The organism is Nocardioides sp. (assembly GCF_031422975.1).
Lineage (GTDB): Bacteria > Actinomycetota > Actinomycetes > Propionibacteriales > Nocardioidaceae > Nocardioides.
In genome coordinates, this window is record NZ_JANPEO010000170.1 from 1 (window position 1) to 2454 (window position 2454).

Sequence of the window (2454 nt, forward strand, 5' to 3'; positions counted from 1 at the left end):
GGACCGGCGCGAGCTCCTGAAGGTCGACGGTGCGGTCGTGCACCTCGGCCAAACCCACCACCGCAACAGCGTGGCGGCGATGGAGATAACGGTTAGCTCTCGAGGTCTTTCGTGTCGGGTTGGCGAGGGAAACCGGAATCACGCCTGCGCGGACCGAGGGCACCCCGAGAGCATTCCTGGCCGAGAGCCAACGCGACGGCGCAGAATGCTGAGATGGTGACGTCGAGGTCAAGGCGGCGAGCGGTATGGCAATAGCGACAACGGTCACAGTGACCCCGCCCCCGCCGCGTCCCGTCCGCCACTTTGCAAGCTGGGTCGCCGAATCAGCCCCACGTGGTGGGTCGGTCCTCAATGTCGGGGGCGGCTGCAACGCCTCAGGTGATTTCCCTCGAGTCAGACGTCGCGCTGCGTGCCTGGTTGCGGTGGACCCGAGCGCACGAGTGCTGGGAAACAGTGATGCGGACGAGCGCTATCAGTTGACGTTGGAGGACTTCTCCGTCGAGCACGCGGATCGTTTTGACGTGGCCTTCGCGGTCTTCGTGATGGAGCACGTCTCCGATCCGGTCGCGTTCACTGAAGCCGCGGCGCGTGTGCTCAAGCCGGGTGGCGTCTTCATGGCCATCACTTTGAATCAGTGGCACTACTTCGGGCTTACGACCTGGGCCACGTCCCGGCTTGGTCTCGACGAATGGGTGCTTCGACGGGTGCGCGATCCCCGACAAGTCGACGAATACCACTTTCACACCGAGTATCGGATCAACAGCATTCGCTCCATCAGCCGTCATCTCGAGCACGCCGGATTCTCCGATGTGGAGTTTCGGATGTGGGACCTTCCACGCATGTATGAGCCCTACCTCCCGGAGAGGCTGACGGGGCTTGCGACGGTGTGGAGCCACGCCGCGTATCGACTGCGCCGCCCCAACCTCATGGGGCATCTCACCTTCAAGGCGGTGCTCGGGAACTGAAGGTGGCAACGCCCGCACGCGCCGCGACCTGCTCGGCCCATCGCTGGCACATCGGCTGCGAACGGTGATCGGTGAAGGAGCAGTCCCGGCGGTTGTCGTGGTCAACGACGTGGGCGACCGGGTGGACAGCGATGCGCCGGGGGTCCCGAGCTACGTCGTCGACTATCCGGTGGGCTGACCTTCCCGGACCACGAGGCGCTCCACCCACCTCGTAGGGTCGAGGACATGCACACACGCACCCTCGGCCCCCACCAGGTCGGCGCGATCGGCCTCGGCCTGATGACCTTCGACCAGACCGGCTCGCAGCCGCGCCAACAGCTCCTCGACACGGTGAGCGCAGCGCTCGACGCGGGCGTCACGCTCTTCGACACCGCCGACGCCTACGGGCCCGGCGACGAGTTGGGCGCCGACGCCCAGGGTGAGAACGAGCGCCTGATCGCCTCGCTGCTCGACGAGCTCGGCGCACGCGAACGCGTGCTGCTGGCGACCAAGGGCGGCCACGTCCGCACCGAGGGCGGCGGCTGGGACACCGACAGCTCGGCCGAGCACCTCCGCGCTGCCGTGGACGCCAGCCTCGGGCGCCTCGGGGTCGAGCAGCTTGCGCTCTGGCAGCACCACCGCCCTGACCCCTCGGTGCCCTACGACGACGTCATCGGCACTCTCAAGGAGATCGCCGACAGCGGCAAGGTCGCCACGGTCGGCCTGTCCAACGCCGACCCCGACCAGATCCGCGCGGCCCATGCCGTGCTGGGCGACGCGCTGGTCAGCGTGCAGAACCAGTTCAGCCCGGCGTTTCGCAGCAGCCGGCCCGAGATCGACGTCTGCGAGGAGCTGGGGCTGGCGTTCTTGCCGTGGAGCCCGCTCGGCGGGCTCGGCAGCGCCAAGGAGCTCGCGGACAAGCACCCGGCGTTCGCCGAGGTCGCCTCCGCGCGTGGTGTGAGCGCCCAGCAGGTCGCCCTGGCCTGGGAGCTCGCGCAGTCCCCGTGCGTCATCCCGATCCCGGGTGCGAAGCGACCCACCTCGGTGCAGGACTCCGCTGCTGCGGCCGACCTGGAGCTGACGGCTGACGAGGTCACCCGGCTGGACGGCTGACCGCTCGGCTCCGGCCCGGCGTCAGCCGGTCGTCGGCCCGATGTAGCAGAGCATGCGGTAGTCGACGCCCTCCTCGATGTTGACGAACCCCTGGCGCTCGTAGAAGCGGCGGGTGTCGGCATCGACCTCGTCGACGTTGACGTGCATCTCGGGCGTGCCGTGCTCGCGGACCAGCCGGCGGGCCTCGGTCAGGATCGCCGTACCGACGCCTCGATCTCGCAGAGCCGGTGCGACGTAGAGCTCCTCGAGCTGGGAGAGGGGTCCGTCGAACCAGATCGCCGGTCGCAGGGTCACCATGGCGAACCCGTCCGCCTCCCCCGCGATCAGAGCGATCACGTCGTCGCGCCCGAGGAGCCGCGAGAACCGGGCGGCCAGCACGTCGGCCGGGTCGGTCGGC

3 protein-coding genes are annotated in these 2454 nt (G+C 68.6%); 2 read left to right on the forward strand and 1 reads right to left on the reverse strand.

From position 1 onward, the window contains the following. Positions 1 to 245 precede the first annotated feature (245 nt). Together RMO85_RS05340 and RMO85_RS05345 are read left to right on the forward strand one after the other, a co-directional pair. Positions 246 to 965, forward strand: coding sequence for a methyltransferase domain-containing protein (locus tag RMO85_RS05340; RefSeq protein WP_310527036.1), 720 nt, complete (start codon positions 246 to 248; stop codon positions 963 to 965). A gap of 225 nt (positions 966 to 1190) precedes the next feature. Then, positions 1191 to 2057: an aldo/keto reductase gene (locus tag RMO85_RS05345; protein WP_310527038.1), complete on the forward strand. Its 867-nt coding sequence runs from the start codon at positions 1191 to 1193 to the stop codon at positions 2055 to 2057. Between the two features lie 21 nt (positions 2058 to 2078). Here RMO85_RS05345 and RMO85_RS05350 read toward each other — a convergent pair. Then, positions 2079 to 2454: GNAT family N-acetyltransferase (locus RMO85_RS05350; RefSeq protein ID WP_310527043.1), on the reverse strand; the 376-nt coding region annotated here is incomplete at its 5' end.

Excerpts from the sequence above, each read along its gene's own strand:
- RMO85_RS05345 (WP_310527038.1), top strand. The coding sequence starts at position 1,191 with ATGCACACACGCACCCTCGGCCCCCACCAGGTCGGCGCGATCGGCCTC.
- RMO85_RS05340 (WP_310527036.1), top strand. The coding sequence starts at position 246 with ATGGCAATAGCGACAACGGTCACAGTGACCCCGCCCCCGCCGCGTCCC.